The organism is Mycobacterium sp. (assembly GCF_040398885.1).
Lineage (GTDB): Bacteria > Actinomycetota > Actinomycetes > Mycobacteriales > Mycobacteriaceae > Mycobacterium.
On the sequence record NZ_JBBATF010000218.1, the window covers coordinates 1 to 1581 of the forward strand.

The 1581-nt window shown below is 72.7% G+C and carries 2 protein-coding genes; both read left to right on the forward strand.

Annotated elements, in window-relative coordinates:
• Positions 1-383, forward strand: a 383-nt coding sequence (locus ADBZ5U_RS14920; RefSeq protein ID WP_526811489.1) for an RNA polymerase sigma factor, incomplete at its 5' end; no start/stop codon positions are given.
• Positions 376-1581: anti-sigma-D factor RsdA (locus tag ADBZ5U_RS14925; protein ID WP_526811490.1), on the forward strand; the 1206-nt coding region annotated here is incomplete at its 3' end. The genes ADBZ5U_RS14920 and ADBZ5U_RS14925, both read left to right, overlap by 8 nt.

Here is a 1581-nt window from a genome sequence, read left to right on the forward strand (position 1 = left end):
CGCTGCCGCGCTACCAGGATCAGGGACGCCCCTTCCTGGCCTTCGTGTACGGCATTGCCTCGCACAAGGTGGCCGACGCCCACCGCGCCACTGCCCGCAACAAGTCCGACCCGGTGGAGGTGGTGCCGGAACGGCACTCCCCGGATGTGGGACCGGAACAGATGGCGTTGCAGTCCGACTCAGCCGCCCGAATGAGCAAGCTGCTCGAGGTGCTTCCGGAGAAGCAGCGCGAGATCCTCAACCTGCGCATCGTGGTCGGGCTGTCTGCCGAGGAGACCGCCGAGGCCGTCGGAAGCACCCCGGGCGCCGTGCGGGTGGCTCAGCACCGCGCGCTGGCGCGGCTGAAATCCGAGATCGCCGGAGCGGGGTTCGACTATGCCTGACTTCCAACGCCGCGAATCCGAGGGCGAACCGTCGATGGCGGCGATCCGTCGCACCGACGGTTTCATCGACGCTCTCGCGGTCGGTCGGCCGGTGCCCGCCCAGGATGCCGCCGATGCCGAACTGGCGGCACTGCTCGGGAACTGGCGGGACGAGATGCGCTGGCCGCCGGCCACCGGGCTGATCACCGAGGCCGACGCCCTCGCAGCCCTCAACGCCGGGAAGGCCCAGAAACGACTCGGGCCGGGCCGCGACCGCTGGACGGTCGACACCGAGATCACCCCGCGCAGGAACCGCCGCGGCATGAGCATGGTGGGCGCGGCCGCGGCGGCCGTGCTGTGCATCGGCGGATTCGGCGCGGTCGTTGCCGGCGCGGGTCCGGGCGACGGCCTGTACGGCCTGCGGACCATGCTGTTCGGCACCCCTAAAGAGGTGCGCGACGACCAGGTGGGGCTGGCCGCCAAGACCACGCTGAACCAGGTTCAGAACCTCATCGAGCAGGGTGACTGGAACCAGGCCCAGAACAAGCTGGTCGAGGTCAGCACCCAGGTCGCCAGTATCGGCGACGAACAGCAGAAGCAGGACCTGCTCGACCAGTTCAACGACCTGTCGGCGAAGGTGGTCGAGCGCGACCCGGCCGCTACCGCACCGCCGGGCGTCGTCTACACCGTGCCGCCGTCGGCCGCCGAACTGGTTCCGGCGGTTGCGCCGCCCACCAGCACCCCCAGCGCGCCGCCGCCGAGCGGTTCGACCACCCCGGCGACGTCGACGACCTCCGGGTCGCCGACCTCGGGCACCTCTTCGGCGTCGTCGTCCCCGTCCTCGGCGTCGTCGTCCCCGTCTTCGTCGTCTCCGTCCTCGTCGGCGTCCCCGGCGTCCTCGTCGGCGTCGCCGTCGTCGTCGCCGTCGGCGGCGGCGGCGACGGAAACGACGCCGTCGGCCGCCAGCAGCGTGTCGCAGGCCGCATCGACGACCCCGCCGCCTGCGGCGACCTCGACCCCGCCGCCTGCGGCTACCTCGACCCCGCCGCCTGCGGCTACCTCGACCCCGCCGCCTGCGGCGACCTCGACCCCGCCGGCATCTGAGGACTCCTCTCCGGCCCCGCAGAGCGCGCAGACCACGACGCCGACCAGTGCGGCCCCCGCGGCGACAACCGCCCCGGAGCCCTCGCCCGCGGCGACGACGGCAACCCCCGCGCCC